The sequence below is a fragment of the Pseudomonas sp. 8(2025) genome (genome assembly GCF_052665325.1).
Map to the genome: position 1 here is coordinate 155,902 of NZ_JBQOIE010000013.1, position 14,104 is coordinate 170,005.

The 14,104-nt window shown below is 60.1% G+C and carries 9 protein-coding genes; all 9 read right to left on the bottom strand.

Annotated elements, in window-relative coordinates; all coding sequences use genetic code 11:
- Window positions 1–41: 41 nt before the first annotated feature.
- Window positions 42–3,623, bottom strand: coding sequence for a glycosyltransferase (locus ACUXVH_RS23415; protein WP_073698921.1), 3,582 nt, complete (start codon window positions 3,621–3,623; stop codon window positions 42–44).
- Window positions 3,624–3,733: 110 nt separating this feature from the next.
- Window positions 3,734–5,299 carry a flagellar hook-associated protein 3 gene (locus ACUXVH_RS23420; protein ID WP_445496037.1) on the bottom strand — a complete coding sequence of 522 codons (1,566 nt, stop codon included), beginning with the start codon at window positions 5,297–5,299 and terminating at the stop codon, window positions 3,734–3,736.
- A 13-nt stretch (window positions 5,300–5,312) separates the two neighbouring features.
- Window positions 5,313–7,364 carry a flagellar hook-associated protein FlgK gene (gene flgK / locus ACUXVH_RS23425; protein ID WP_065363358.1) on the bottom strand — a complete coding sequence of 684 codons (2,052 nt, stop codon included), beginning with the start codon at window positions 7,362–7,364 and terminating at the stop codon, window positions 5,313–5,315.
- Window positions 7,365–7,374: 10 nt separating this feature from the next.
- Complete coding sequence (flgJ, locus tag ACUXVH_RS23430) at window positions 7,375–8,637, bottom strand: flagellar assembly peptidoglycan hydrolase FlgJ (protein ID WP_065363357.1); 1,263 nt, start codon at window positions 8,635–8,637, stop codon at window positions 7,375–7,377.
- A 10-nt stretch (window positions 8,638–8,647) separates the two neighbouring features.
- Window positions 8,648–9,757: a flagellar basal body P-ring protein FlgI gene (locus tag ACUXVH_RS23435; RefSeq protein WP_011059952.1), complete on the bottom strand. Its 1,110-nt coding sequence runs from the start codon at window positions 9,755–9,757 to the stop codon at window positions 8,648–8,650.
- A 15-nt stretch (window positions 9,758–9,772) separates the two neighbouring features.
- Window positions 9,773–10,468, bottom strand: a complete 696-nt coding sequence (gene flgH / locus ACUXVH_RS23440) for a flagellar basal body L-ring protein FlgH (RefSeq protein WP_065363356.1) — start codon at window positions 10,466–10,468, stop codon at window positions 9,773–9,775.
- A gap of 61 nt (window positions 10,469–10,529) precedes the next feature.
- Window positions 10,530–11,315: a flagellar basal-body rod protein FlgG gene (flgG, locus tag ACUXVH_RS23445; RefSeq protein ID WP_011059950.1), complete on the bottom strand. Its 786-nt coding sequence runs from the start codon at window positions 11,313–11,315 to the stop codon at window positions 10,530–10,532.
- 45 nt (window positions 11,316–11,360) lie between these two features.
- A complete protein-coding gene (gene flgF, locus ACUXVH_RS23450) occupies window positions 11,361–12,101 on the bottom strand; it encodes a flagellar basal-body rod protein FlgF (protein ID WP_041116646.1) in 741 nt (246 codons plus the stop codon).
- Between the two features lie 205 nt (window positions 12,102–12,306).
- On the bottom strand, window positions 12,307–13,875 hold the full coding sequence (locus tag ACUXVH_RS23455; RefSeq protein ID WP_047284476.1) for a sigma-54-dependent phenylalanine hydroxylase transcriptional regulator PhhR: 1,569 nt from the start codon (window positions 13,873–13,875) through the stop codon (window positions 12,307–12,309).
- Window positions 13,876–14,104 lie beyond the last annotated feature (229 nt).

A 14,104-nucleotide genomic window follows, 5' to 3' on the forward strand; every position in this document is an offset into this window, starting at 1 on the left:
ATCGGAGGCATTAGGTTGTTGGCTGATGTCGCTTACACCCATCAGTCTGCGAGCCAGCCATCGGCCCAGTACTGCAGGTTGTCACCACGCAACATGAAGTCGCGCAGTACTACCTCGCGCAACTCATCGCCCATCTGGTAGCTGGCTTGTGGATCGGCCAGATGCATACGGATAGCCTGCAACCACTCCTGCGCCGAGTTACTGACGACCCGGGTACAGGGTAGATGACCACGATAGGCCTCGGTATCCGAACAGATCACCGGATAACCGCAGGCACCGTACTCAAGCAAGCGCAGATTGCTCTTGCAGTCGTTGAAAATATGAAACTCCAGCGGCGCCAGCGCCAGGTCGAGATTCAGGCTAGCCAGCTTGGCCGGGTAATTCGCCAGGCTCACGCCAGGGTGGTACTCGTGAACATAAGGCTCGAGCACTTCAGGGCACATTCCGAAGAACACCCATTCCACCTCATTGGCCAACTCCTTCACCACATCGGCAATCAACTCCAGGTCACCACGGTGGCTGGTGCCGCCACCCCAGCCAATCCGTGGTTTGAGTGAGGTGCGGCGCTGGCTGCGAATCTGGCTCCACAAATGCGGTGCCAGCATGTTCGGCACCACCCGGATATCCTGGTGCATGCTGGACAGGGTGTTGGCCAGGGCATAGGTCGAGACCACCACGCGGTCACACTGGGCTATGCCACGGCGCAACAAATCCTGGATATTGTCGGGCATGTTGCGAGCATGATCGTTGCGCTCGGGAATATGCGCAACGTAGTCATCCAGCTCATAGATCCTACGGGCCTGGGAATAATTGCGAACCTGGCTGATATCGTTGAACTTGGAGGTGTTGTAGCGCCCCTGAAAGATCACCACGTCCGGCTGCAGGCGCTCAATCTCGATAATCGAAGGCATTTGGTAAGACACGCTACCCGTTATCCTCTGAGCCTCTTGCAACTCGATCAGTGGCTGGCTGACGCGGTAGTGACCGATGGCAGAATTATTCAGGGCCAGGCCGAGAATTGAGGGTACTGATCGACTGCAAAGTGGATTCCATCCCGCACGCGAACCGGGCATCAATCCGAAACTGATGCCCGTCAGAGTAAGGTTGTGGTTGTAGGCAGGATCCCGAGCCACCTTCGGCAGCCAGCGCTTGTAGAACGCTTCCTGCTCACGCTCCAGCCGCCGCTCCCAACCCTCCTCTCGTCGAACTTCTTGGGAAGCTGCCAACACAACTGCCGCATGCGGCGTAGTCACGATCAGGTAACCGTTCTTGCCCACGCGCAGGCACAACTCCAGCGAGTTGATCCCCTGAGTGCCGACCTCCTCATCGAAACCACCTGCTTCCGCGAAGACCTGAGCTCGTACCATTAGGCAATGGCCGCTCACAGCACTCCAGTTCTGCACCACCTGCATGCGCTGCATGTAGCCGACCGAGGATACCGGCTCGTTGACAAAGGCTCTTCCGGCCAGGCCTTCCAGGCCAAGTATCAAGCCGGCATCGATGACATTGCCTAGCGTATTCAAGGTCCGCGGCCCGACTATCCCCACCTCAGGACGCTGCCCGTGATTGAGCAACTCTTGCAACCAATCCTTGTCGCGAACAACACAGCAGGTACTGAACATCAGCAGATAATCGCCCCGCGCCTGACGCGCCGCGAAATTCATCAACTGTGCTTCATTGCCACCCTGCTCATGGAAAAAAATCCGCAACGCGTCACTGCCGAGATCAGCCATGGCCCGCAACCAGTGACACAATTCGGGTTGGCTGCTGGCGTTATCCACAATGATGATTTCATAGCGGGTGTAGGCGGTATGAGTAATCAGACTATTGATGCACTGTTCCAGCGCCCCCAGATCGTCCTTGACCGAGACGAGGATCGACACCAGCGGATCGGAGACATGCACATATTCAATCCGCGGAATCAATTGCAGGCCTCTCCCCTCATGCAATCGATGCTCGACACCGATGCGCTGCAAATGGGCTGCCAGCAGGTGCGGGTTCTGCTCCACGACTTGCGGTAATGACAACCATTGAGCAAAGGAAAACTGCGACTCCACCTGAATCTCGGCAATGTGCTCGATGACCTGCGATCCATGGCTCTCCACCAGGCGCCAGATAAGATCATGAGGCGCCAACTCGCCGAGCCTTGCATCGAAACAGCCTAGATTCAGCACAGCCTGGCGGTCGAATGCCAACGTCCGACCCACATAGGGATATGAACGCAAAAGATCGAGATTGAAGTCCGGCTTGAAGATAGGCTCCACCGATTTCCCATCGACCAGGGCACCTTCGTCGCTGTATATGCAGAAGACTCCCTGGCTGCAGACAATCCGCTCGGCCAGAATCTGTAGCGCCGTCTCCCGCAGACAATCGCCCGCACGCAACAGGTAAAACCAGTCCACACCATCTTGCTGGACCAACAGTTCGTTGGCCCGAATCAGCCACTCACTGCCCAGCGCATGCCGCCGAACCTTCTGATCCAGGGCACACTGGCCGTCAGACAAGAGCAACACCTGCGACTCGTAGCCCTGCGCAGCAATGCTGGACAACGTCAAATCCACGGCGCTGTCATCCGCATCGGTGTCGATGACCAAAAGCATGATCTGCGGACGCTTTGTCCAGAAACTCATCTGCCTGGATAGCAACTGCTGCTGCGCCGGGCTAAAACGACGATACCGCAACCATTGACCATAGAGATCGCCATAGCTTTCAGTATCAGTACCGACATGGCTCTGGATAATGCCCTGGCGCCCCGCCATCAGCACATAGAGGTTGATTTCCTCCCAGTCACGCAGTGACGGCCCTTGCGCCTTATCCAGCGCAAGATAACGAACCCAGCCCTGAGCCGGGGCCTGATCACCGCTGCGCTGTTTGAGCATCTGCTCCAGCCAGCCCCACTCAACGATTGCGGCGCTGACTATTTCCGGACGGCGCGAAAGGCGCTCCGGATAAAGACGCTCGAAACTGCCTAGGGCACTGAGCTCCACTAGGTTGCCGCGACGCAAAAGACAGACGAACAAGGCAAAGTCGAGCGTCGCGACAAACCCACCTTGCTCCTGTGCCAGGGCCGGCAACAGAGACTCGATGTTCGACCGGCGCATCAATGCACAACTGAACCCCCCGATGATGTTGCGCGGGGCCTTTTCAAAGTACGCCAGCAGGTCCTGCCCGTTGAACAATGCATCGAACTGAGTTAGGCCCACATTCTCCATGCGGATGGGTAGCACGTAGTCGTCGGCATCGAAGAAGTGGTGCTTGCTTACCACCAACTGGACGTCGTCCTGGGTATCCAGAATCGCTGCCTGGCGCTCGATGCAATCGGCCACCAGTTGGTCATCGTCACAGAGAAACTTGATGTATTCGCCGCTAGCCTCTTCCAGGCAACGCAGGATGTTGCGCTGAAACCCCAACCGCTGGGGGTTGCGCACATAACGCAGCGTGACGGCAGGATACGAGCTACGCGCCTGGGTTACGATCTGTTCGATTTCATCCGTGCGGCAGTCATCGCACACAACGATTTCAAGGCTGGAGTAGGTCTGGCCAAGCGCACTGCACAGTGCAGCACTAAAAAAGCGAGGGTTGAATGCCGCAATGGCGATGCTGACAAGAGGGGCTGGTTTCACGCGCGTAACTCTCGACCGGTATACGCCGGCTCACGTGAGAGCGGAACGCCCCGATCCGTAAAAAGAAGAAGAACGGGGATCGCGCAGGCTGCCACGATCCCCTCACTGAATCAGACCTTATTGAACAGGCCCAACTGAGCGATCTTGCTGAATGCCAACTGCGAAGCCTGCAGCATGGTTTGTTGCAGGGTCAGGCGAGTCATCACTTCGGCTGGATCGGAATCGCTAATCGCAGAACGCGTCTTTACGTTGGCCGCCGACAGGCTCTCGTTGATTTCTGTCTGAGTATCCAGGGCCTGGCCGCGACCACCAATCGAACTGATACCAATGGCCAGTTGATCAACACCGCTGGTCAGGTTGGCAATACCAGAGGCAAGGTCTGCCAGCTGCTTCTGGGTAGCTATGGTATCGCCGGTCACTGGAGTGTTGAGGGCGTTTTTCAACTGGCTCACAGTGTCCAGAATGTTCTGCGTTTCATGAGTATTGACCGCAACACTGAACTGATCATTGGCCGCGGGAGCGGTGCCATTCAACTGGAAACTCACTCCAGCCGCCGTAGCTACATTGCCCGCAGTCAGAGTTCCCGAAGACACCGGCTTACTGTCGGCAGTCACGGGAGCAGCATACAGATCGAAATCAGTGGCGCTGGTGAACTTGAGCACCGCCGAACCACTAGGGAAAGCCGCTTTGTAGGCCGCCTGGTCGGTCACAGTAGTGCTGCTGACCTGAGCCATGCTCGGGTTACCCGGGCTGCGGGCCACATTGAAGGTATCGGGTTTGGCCGCCAAGGTGAATTGGTGCCCCGGCAGCAATGCTGCGGGGTCTTCACCTGCCTTCAAATTGACGTTCAGGGTCAGGTCGACCCCACGAAAGCTCACGGTCTGGTTGGGACTGCTATCGAACACTCCACCCTTGCTCGCTTCGGATGTGACGTCGACACCATTGGCATCAGTGATCTTCAATTGAGTGCCAGTGACGAACTCGACCTTGTAGGGCTCGCCAATGCGAAAGCTGTTGTTGTAATTGACGCTATTGGTCACCTGCCCATTAGACAAGCTCACACGACCATCATCCACCGCCGGCAAGACACGGGTGACCTCACTGCGACTGGTGTTAAGGGCCTGCTGGAAAACATCCCAGCCAGTGCTATTGGCGGCCATTGTCATGGTATCGCCCACCGGCAGCTTGAGGCTGGTCTGGTCACCGTTGTAGCTGTAGGTGCCATCGGAGTTTCGGGAGAATGGCGGCACATCATCCTTGGAACCACCGAAGATGTACTTACCGTTTTCATCCTGAGTGTTCATCAGGCTCAGCAACTGCTCTTCGATCTGCCCCAGCTCAGAGGCGTTGGCCTGACGGTCGGCATCGGTGTAGCCAGCGTTACCAGCACCCAGCGCCAGTTCCTTGGCTCGCGCCAGCACATTGTTGATGCTGGTCATCACCGACTCGGCCTGGCCCAGCGAGGCCTTGATCGAGTTGGTATTGGTCTTGTACTGATCAAGCAGAGAAGCCTGCTGGCCCAATTGCAGCAAACGCGAAGCGCCTACCGGATCGTCTGCAGCGGTATTGACGCGAACCAGGCTGCTGGCCTCTTCGCTGCTCTTGACTACGTTGGCGAAGTTCTTCTGGTAGTTGGCAGCCGAAGACTCGTAAAACTGGGCGGTGGAAATGCGCATGGGCTACGGCTCCTTAAAGGCTGTTGATCAGCGTGCTGAAGGTTTCCTGCGCAGCCTTGATGATCTGCGAAGACGCTGTGTAGTACTGCTGGAATTTGACCAGGTTGCCGGTCTCTTCATCCAGGTCAACCCCGGACAACGAGTCCCGAGCCCCTTTGGCGTTGGCCAGGATGGTGCCGTTGGCGGCGGTGTCGAGCTTGGCCTGACTGGCCTTGGCACCAACGTTCTCGATCAGCTTGCCATAGGCATCCACCAGGGTGATGCCCTTGCTGGCGGAGCCGGTATCGACAGTCTGCTTGGTCTGCAAGCCGGCCAGGGCCAAACCATTGCGGTTATCGGACGAGCCGGCACCGTTCACCGAAATACTCATGCTGTCGCCAGAGTTGGGCGCGCCGGCAATGGTCATCTGCACGGTAAATGTCTTGGTCACAGGCGGCGTACCGCCGTCAGTGACCGGATTGCCACTGGCATCTAGCATGTTGACTTGCAGATTCAGGGTATTGCTCTGCCCCGGCACGATAGAGCCGCTGCCCATCTTGTTGCCTTTGGCATCGTAGTAGTCGTAGGTCTGACTGCCACCGGACACGGCGTTGAACACCACCTTCACCGGGCCCGAATTCTTGATAGCAGTCTGCATCTCCAGCCTGGCAGCGGCATCGTAGTTGTCGACTGGCACCGCTAGCGAAGGCTGCGCGGAAATGCTCAGCGAACTCTTGATCCCGGCACCGAGCTCAGCCTTCAACGGCGCAGCCAGGGCTAAGCGTTTGGCGTCAGTCATCTCGGTCTGGATGGTCGTCGCCGCGTTGCGTGTCGGGATGATCTTGAAACTGTCACCAGCACCCGCTGTGCCATTGAGATTTAGCGAAAAGCCATCAATCACCGGAGCCGGCGATGTCGTGGTGCTGAAGCTGCCCATGTCGGTCCCATCAGAGCGCTTCACGCTGTAGTCAGTGGCACTGCTGAAGGTCACGGTGTAATCGCTTGTGCTCAGCTTGCCAGTGTCTTTGATGGTCACATCGAAGTTGCCCGAACCTGTACTGTTGCTGGTGCTGGCAACGCTGCGCTGGGCGACCATGCGAGCACTGTTGATGTCATTGAACAGGTTGCCGCCGAAATTGCCGTTCTTGTCGATGCCCTGAGCCATCTGGCTGTTCATCTGATCGGCGATAACCAAGGCCACGCGCCCCAGTTCATTCATCGCCGGATCCAACACCTCACTGCGATAACGCAACAGACCACCGATCTCGCCACCGGTGGTGACGTTAGTGATATCAACAGTGCTAGTACCTCGGTTGAGCTGCAGCGCGGAGCGGCTCGGGTCGTTCTTGCCCTGCACCACTTCCAGGGTATTGGCCGAGTTACCCATGACCAGCGGCTGGCCGCTGCCCAGGTACAGATCGACGCTGGAGCCACGCTCCGAGACCTGTACACCGATGAAGGTCGAAAGCTGGCGCACGGTTTCATTACGCGCATCGAGCAGGTCGTTGGGCATGCCGTTGCCGTTGGTCGACAGCTCGGAAATCTTCTGGTTGAGCTGGGCCACGGTGTTGGCCAGCTTGTTGACCTGGTCCGCCATGTTCGCCAGGTTGCCGTTGATATTGGTGTTCTGCTGGTTGAGCTGGCTGGACACCGAATTGAAACGGTCGCTCAGGGCCTGGGTATCGCTGAGCAGCAACTGCCGGGAAGCCTCGTCGGTGGGCTTGGCATTGAGGTTCTGTACCGAAGCGAAGAACTTGGTCAGGGCGCCGGTCATGCCGGTGCCGCTGTCCGATAGCAACTGGTCGATCGGGCTGATCTGCCCCTGATAGGCCGCCACGTCACTGTTGAGCGAAGTAGCCGTACGCAGTTGTGCGTCCAGGAAGCTGTTATACACCCGGCGTACATCCGCCAGGGTGGTGCCAGTGCCGATGAAGACATTGCCGAACTGATTCGAAGCCTTGGTGCCCTGCACGGTCTGCTGACGCGAGTACCCGGCGGTGTCGGCGTTGGCAATGTTGTTACCCGTGGTCATCAACGACGTTTGGCTGGCGGCCAGCCCCGACATCCCGATATTGAGCAAACTCATGATTCAGACCTTATAAATTCGTGGAAACGCCAGCCGCAGCGTAGTTCTGGTAATTCTTCATCTGCTTGGCTATCTGCGAAATCTTGCTTGCGTAATCCGGATCCGTTGCATACCCGGCTTTTTGCAACTCGCGAACAAACTGTTCTGGTTTATCGGCCACCTTCAGCACTTCTTGATAGCGATTGTTGCTCTGCAACAAGGTCACCAGATCGTGGAAGCTGTCCTGATAGGAATCGTAGGAACGGAACGCCGCCGTCTCCTTGACCATCTGCCCGTTGCGGAACTCGCTGGTGATCGCCCGGGCCTGTGCACCCTGCCAACTGCTGCCGGCCTTGATGCCGAACAGGTTGTGGCTGCTGCTGCCATCCTGCTGGCGCATCACCGATTTGCCCCAGCCGGTTTCCAGGGCGGCCTGGGCCACTAGGTAGCGTGGATCGATCCCGATACGCTGGGCCGCCTGCTGCGCCATCGGCAGCATGGTGGCGACGAAGTCGTCGGCGGAACTGAAGGCACGCTTGGCCGGTGCCAGCGGCGGCTGGGCCATGGCCCGGCCATAGACCCGCATCTTGCCCTGGGACGCGGCGTAGCCCTGATTGACCCGCCACTCGCCCCGCAGCACGGCATCGGCGGCCGGGCTATTGCGGGTCGGCGCGACGTTCTGTGCGCCGCCCTCGACGGCACCGGCCGACGGCACGATGCCGGTCAACAGGCGATCGGTGAGCTTGCTGGGCAGGGACAGACGACGCTGGTTAAGCAGCACCATGTCGTTATGCGCCACGCTCGTGCGCAAAGGATCGTGGGCCCGCGAAGCCCACATCGGGCGCTGGCCGTTGACCCGGCTCAACGGACCATCCTGGGCCGTGGTACCGGCAGCGATCGGCGTCGGAGTCGCCACCGGCGCCGCGGCCGGCAAAGTCGTGGTGGCCGCATTCGGATGAGCCGGCTTGTTCTTCATCATCTGGCGCATCAGCACATTGGCCAGGCCGATACCGCCACCCTCGCGAGACAGGGACACCGCCAACTGCTGGTCGTACATGTCCTGGTACTGCTTGGCGGCCGGGGTATTGAGCGGGTTGTCCTGGCCTATGACGTCAGTGGCCTTGCGCATGGACTTGAGCATTTCATTGAGAAACAGCGACTCGAACTCCTGCGCCACTTTGCGCACGTTGGCTTCGCCGTCCTTGTCGCCGACCTTCAGTTGCTGCAGGCGGTTGAGGTCGGAGTAAGACCCGGAGTCGCCGCTGCCAATCAGTCCGCTCTTACGAATATCCATGGCGCTCACCTCAAATCACGATCAGGTCGGCCTGCAAGGCGCCGGCCTGTTTCAAGGCTTCGAGGATGGCCATCAAGTCGCCTGGCGCCGCGCCCACCTGGTTCACCGCCCGGACGATCTCATCCAGAGTGGTGCCCGGGCCGAACTTGAACATCGGCTTGGCTTCCTGCTGAGCATTGACCCGCGAGCGGGGCACCACCGCGGTCTGGCCATTGGACAGAGGGCCGGGCTGGCTGACGATCGGGTCTTCGGTAATGGTCACGGTCAGGCTGCCGTGGGTCACCGCCGCCGGCGAGACCTTGACGTTCTGGCCGATGACGATGGTGCCGGTACGGGAGTTGATGATGACCTTCGCCACCGCCTGCCCCGGATCGATCTCCAGGTTCTCCAGGATCGACAGGTAGTCCACACGCTGGCTTGGGTCCAGGGGTGCAGTCACCCGGATCGAGCCACCGTCGATGGCTTGGGCCACGCCTGGGCCGAGCATGTCGTTGATCTTGTCGACGATGCGCTTGGCGGTGGTGAAATCCGACCGGTTGAGGTTCAGGGTCAGGCTGTTGCCCTGGTTGAAACCACTGGGCACGGCACGCTCGACCGAGGCGCCACCAGGAATCCGCCCGGCCGACGGCACGTTGACGGTGATCTTCGAACCGTCGCGCCCTTCGGCATCGAAACCACCCACCACCAGGTTGCCCTGGGCGATGGCGTAGACGTTGCCGTCGATACCCTTGAGCGGCGTCAGCAGCAAGGTGCCGCCGCGCAGGCTCTTGGAATTGCCGATGGAGGACACGGTGATATCCACCTGCTGGCCCGGCTTGGCGAACGCCGGCAGATCGGCACTCACCGACACCGCCGCGACGTTCTTCAACTGCACGTTGCCGGAGCCGGCCGGCACCTTGATGCCGAACTGCGACAGCATGTTGTTGAAGGTCTGCAGGGTGAAAGGCGTCTGGGTAGTCTGGTCGCCGGTACCGTTAAGCCCGACCACCAGGCCATAGCCGATCAATTGGTTGGAACGCACGCCGGAAATGCTGGCGATGTCCTTCAACCGCTCGGCCTGGACGCCAAGGGAAGTGGACAGCAACAACGCCGCCGCCATCAGGTGCTTGAAATTGAGCATGAGTCTTTTCATCACCTAGAAAGGGAACAGCGGGCTGAGGAAGAAACGGTCGAACCAGCCAGGCTGGTTGGCATCGGCAAACGAGCCGGTGCCCGAATAGGTAATGCGTGCATCCGCGACCCGGGTCGAGGACACGGTGTTGTCGGTGGCGATGTCGTCCGCCCGTACCAGGCCTGCAATCCGCACCAGCTCATCGCCGGTGTTGAGAGTCATCCACTTCTCGCCGCGCACCGCGATGATGCCGTTGGGCAGTACGTCGGCCACGGTCACGGTGATCGAACCGGTCAGGCTATTGCTCTGGGCCGCCTTGCTGTCGCCCTTGGTGGCGCGATTGCCGCTGTAGCCGGCATTCAGGCTCAGGTCGCCGTCGCCCAGCGGGTTGTTGGTGTTGGGCACGGCACCGAACAGCGAGGTCAGGCCAATGCTGTTGGAGCTGGTCTTGGTCAGCGCCGAGTTGGCACCCTTGCTGGCGTTGGTCCGCTCGTTCAGGGTGATGGTAATGATGTCACCGACCCGGAACGCCTTGCGGTCGCTGTACAGGTTCTGCTCGAAGCCGGCCTGGTAGATCGAACCGTTGTTGGACGCGGAAGGCAGCGGCGTACGCGGCAGCACCGGCGCGTAGTAAGGGTCATTGGGCTTGGGCGGCGGGGCGACACAGCCCGCGAGCACGGCACTCCCACTCAGCGCTAGAACACAAATAAACCGATTCATGACCCTTCCTCACGATGTTGCCGGTGCGCCACTTCAGACCCGTGGCGACCTCAAGACTTGATTACAGCTTCTGCGTAATGAACGAGAGCATCTGGTCCGCGGTGGAGATCACCTTGGAATTCATCTCGTAAGCGCGCTGAGTGGTGATCATGTTGACCATCTCCTCAACGGTGCTGACGTTGGAGGCTTCCAGGGTGTTCTGCAGCGTGGTGCCGAAACCGTTGAGGCCCGGGGTACCGATCTGCGGCGCGCCACTGGCGGCGGTTTCCAGGAACAGGTTGTTGCCCTGGGCCTGCAGGCCCGCCGGGTTGATGAAGTCGGCGGTTTGCAGGTTGCCGATCACCTGGGACGCCGGGTTGCCGGCAATGGTGATGGACACGGTGCCGTCCTGGCCTACGGTGAAGGTCTGCGCATCGTTGGGCACGACAACCGCAGGCTCCAGGGCAAAACCGCTGGCGGTGACGATCTGGCCGTCGGAGTTCAGGTGGAAAGTACCGTCACGGGTGTAGGCCGTGGTGCCATCGGGCTGCAGGATCTGGAAGAAACCGCGGCCGTTGATGGCCAGGTCCAGAGGTTGCTCGGTGGTCTGCAGGCTGCCGGCGGTGAAGTTCTTCTGGGTGCCGACAATGCGCACACCGGTACCGACCTGCAGGCCGGTTGGCAGCTCGCTGTCCTGGGTGGACTGGGCCCCCGGCTGACGCTTGATCTGGTACAGCAGGTCCTGGAACTCGGCGCGATCACGTTTGAAGCCCGTGGTCGAGACGTTCGCCAGGTTGTTGGAAATGACGGTCAGGTTGGTGTCCTGGGCGGACAGACCGGTTTTGGCAACCCATAGAGCCGGAAGCATTGATTTCTCCTCTCGCGCCTGTTTTACGGCGCTAGATACTGGTAATTAGCTGATCTGCAAGACCCGAGCCATGGCCTGGTCGTCTTCTTTGGCGCTGTTCATCATCTTCACGTGCAATTCGAACTGCCGGGACAGGGCCAGCACCGCGGTCATTTCCTGCACGGCGTTGACGTTGCTCGACTCAAGGAAACCCGAGACCAGCTGGACGTTGGCGTCGGCGGGTGCCGGCTGGCCGTCCTTGGTCTTAATCGAGCCGTCCAGGCCTTTGGTGAGGTTCTTGATGTCCGGGTTGACCAGCTTGATGCGGTCGACCTCGGCCATGACTCGCGGGCCCTCGCCCATGGCACGGATACTGATGGTGCCGTCCTGGCCAACTTCGATCTTCTGCTCGGGTGGCACTGCGATCGGGCCGCCGTTGCCCATCACCGGCATACCGTTGCCGGCGCGCAGCACACCCAGGGCGTCGACATTCAAACTGCCGGTACGCACATAGCTTTCGCTGCCGTCGGGGCTCTGCACGGCGATCCAGCCGTTGCCGCTGACGGCCACGTCCAGGTCACGACCGGTCTCCACCATCGAGCCGGCACTGAAATCCGTTGCCGGGCGCTCGCTCATGGCAAAGGCGCGCGCCGGAAAGCTGTCACCAAATACCGGCATCGCACGGGCCTGCTCTAGGTCGCGCTGAAAACCATTGGTAGAGATGTTCGCCAGATTGTTGGCATGAGCCTTTTGCGCCAGTGCATTCTGGCTGGCGCCGGTCATTGCCACATAAAGGTACTTGTCCACAGTCTTTCCTCTGTCTGCCGGACGTTTGCCGCCCACCGCTGTACTGCGAAGCCATAAGCAATAAGCGCACCAACTTTTTCACGCAGTGGTGATCCCCAGGCGGGGCAAGGCTTTGCCTGATTACAGAGGAAAAAACAGCGCTGGCAGAAGACGGAAAAACGGCGGTCTTATGCCGCTACCGGCAAGTAACGGCCCGGATACAAGCCTAGGGATTGTCGCCGGCATTCTTGCCGACCTCGTATTCGCGCAGTTTGTTGGCGATGGTGGTGTGGGAAACCCCCAGCCGCTTGCCCAGCTGACGGCTACTGGGGTGCTCGGCGTACAGACTCTCGAGCACGGCCTTTTCAAAGCGCCCGACAATCTGTTCCAGGCCACCCTCCAGGGAGAAATCGCCAAGCGGCTGGCGCGCACCATAGTCCGGCAGCCGGATGTGCTCGGTCTTGACCGTACCGCCATCGCACAGGGAAACCGCCTGAAACAGCACGTTCTCCAGTTGCCGCACATTGCCCGGCCAGTGGTAGTGACTGAGGCGTTCCATGGCCGCCGGCGCCAGACGCGGCAACGGGCAACCGATCTGCCGGCTGGCTTGGTCGAGAAAGTGCTCCACCAGGGGGGTCAGGCCGTCGAGGCATTCGCGCAATGGCGGAATGTGCAGGGACAGCACATTCAACCGGTGATAGAGGTCCTGGCGGAACTCGCCCCTGGCGCACAACTCGGAAAGATCCACTTGGGTCGCGCAGATCACCCGCACATCCAGGTACACCTCTTCATCGCTGCCGACCCGGCGGAAGCAGCCATCCTGCAGGAAGCGCAGCAGCTTGACCTGCAAGCGCGGGCTCATCTCCCCTACCCCGTCGAGAAACAGGGTGCCACCGGCGGTCAGCTCCAGCAGCCCCAGCTTGCCCTCTGCCCGAGCCCCCTCGAAGGCGCCGGGGCCGTAGCCGAACAGCTCGGTCTCGGCCATGGACTCCGGCAACCCGGCGCAGTTCAGGGCCATCAGCGGCGACTGCCCGCGCGGGCTGGCCAGGTGACAGGCACGGGCCAGCAGCTCCTTGCCGGTCCCGGTCTCGCCCTCGATCAGCAGCGGCGCATCCAGCGGCGCCATGCGCCGCGCCTCACGCACCACCGCCGCCATGACCTTCGAACTCTGGAAGATGCTGTCGAAGCCCCGCAGCTCCTGCTTGCGCACGTTGTAGATGCGCTCGCCAACACGATCCGCCCGGTGCAAGGTCAATACCGCGCCGGCCATGGCTTCGCTGTCGTCATGTTCCGATTGCAGCGGCGCGATGTCCGCCAGGAACACATCGCCCCTGACCTTGACCCGCAACCCGTTGATCCGCGACTGGTTGGCCCGCACCAGTTCCGGCAGGTCGAAGTCTTCGGCGTAGCGCGACAGGGGAATGCCTGGCACCTCGTCCACCCGCACTCCCAGCAACTGCGCTGCGGCCCGGTTCGCCGCCACGATGGAGCCGCCCATGTCGATGGACAGCACCGGGAACTCCAGAGCCCCCAACAGCGCATTGAGCTCCATGTGCCGGCGCTCGCTGGGCATCAACCCGACTCGCTTGACGCCAAACACCCCGGCGATGGACTCGAACTTGGGGCGCAGCGCCTGGAATTGCAGGTTGATCAGGTTCGGGCAGTGCAGATAGATGGCATTGCCATGCTCGCCCCCCACCTCGCCGCGGGCCACGTTGATCCCGTACTCCACCAGCAGGTTGAGAATGTCGCGCAGGATGCCGATGCGATTCTGGCAGTGAACTTTGATACGCATAGAAGGAAGGCCCTGGGACTGACAGTGAAAGGCATAAGCGCCGAAAACCGACGCTTATGGCATCGGGTTTTACAAACTTTCTGCAGGATGGCGCAGATAATCGTCAAGATTATGTGACAGCAAACGGCTTTTTCAAACCTGAAAACCCACCACAGGGTGGAGACTCCGCCAGATTCGTAACGTTTACTTTACAAATTGATGCGCAACAGCCCTCCACCCGCACCGGCCA

Coding starts and splice junctions, on each gene's coding strand:
- ACUXVH_RS23435 (WP_011059952.1), bottom strand. CDS start 9,757: ATGCTCAATTTCAAGCACCTGATGGCGGCGGCGTTGTTGCTGTCCACT.
- ACUXVH_RS23420 (WP_445496037.1), bottom strand. CDS start 5,299: ATGCGCATTTCCACCGCCCAGTTTTACGAGTCTTCGGCTGCCAACTAC.
- ACUXVH_RS23455 (WP_047284476.1), bottom strand. CDS start 13,875: ATGCGTATCAAAGTTCACTGCCAGAATCGCATCGGCATCCTGCGCGAC.
- flgH (WP_065363356.1), bottom strand. CDS start 10,468: ATGAATCGGTTTATTTGTGTTCTAGCGCTGAGTGGGAGTGCCGTGCTC.
- flgG (WP_011059950.1), bottom strand. CDS start 11,315: ATGCTTCCGGCTCTATGGGTTGCCAAAACCGGTCTGTCCGCCCAGGAC.
- flgJ (WP_065363357.1), bottom strand. CDS start 8,637: ATGGATATTCGTAAGAGCGGACTGATTGGCAGCGGCGACTCCGGGTCT.
- flgK (WP_065363358.1), bottom strand. CDS start 7,364: ATGAGTTTGCTCAATATCGGGATGTCGGGGCTGGCCGCCAGCCAAACG.